Origin of the sequence: Methylibium rhizosphaerae, assembly GCF_006386545.1 — a bacterium.
Lineage (GTDB): Bacteria > Pseudomonadota > Gammaproteobacteria > Burkholderiales > Burkholderiaceae_C > Pseudorivibacter > Pseudorivibacter rhizosphaerae.
Genome location: NZ_SWAR01000181.1, coordinates 1 through 676, shown reverse-complemented (window position 1 = coordinate 676; position 676 = coordinate 1). Strand labels below are relative to the sequence as shown.

Sequence of the window (676 nt, the reverse complement as noted above, 5' to 3'; positions counted from 1 at the left end):
GGCCTGCTGCGCGGGGCGTTCCGTCCCGCCGACGCCGTGTGCGCATTGCGCTCGCTCGTGCGCCAGCGCGCGACGCTGCTGCGCAGCCAGGCGCGCCACGTGCAGCACATGCAAAAGGCGCTCACGCAGATGAACATCCAGCTGGCCAACGTGATCTCCGACGTCGCCGGTGCCACGGGCCAGAAGATCCTGCGCGCCATCGTCGCTGGCGAGCGTGACGGCCAGGCGCTGGCGGCGCTGAAGGACGCGCGCATTCATGCCAGCGCCGACCAGATCGCCAAGAGCCTGCAGGGCAACTGGCGCGACGAGCACCTGTTCGCGCTGAAGCAGGCGCTGGCAGCCTTCGACTTCTATGGCGCACAGCTGGCCGAGTGCGACGCGGCCGTCCAAGCCCAGCTGCAACTGCTGCACGCTCACGAAGGCTCTCCCCGGCAAGGCAAGAAGCGCAGCCGCGCACGCAACGCGCCGAAGTTCGATCTGCCCGAGCACATGTTCAGCATGTGCGGTGTGGACCTCACGCGCATCGACGGCATCGACGTGACCACCGCACTGGTCGTGCTCTCGGAGATCGGCACCGACATGTCTCGCTTTGCCAGCATCAAGCACTTCACCTCCTGGCTGGGCCTGTGCCCGGGCACGAAGATCACCGGCGGCAAGCTGCTCAGCGGCAAGACCA

The 676-nt window shown here is 67.8% G+C and carries 1 protein-coding gene; it reads left to right on the top strand.

Features of this window, described 5'->3' with window-relative positions:
• Nucleotides 1-676: transposase (locus tag E8D38_RS28010; protein WP_181179587.1), on the top strand; the 676-nt coding region annotated here is incomplete at both ends.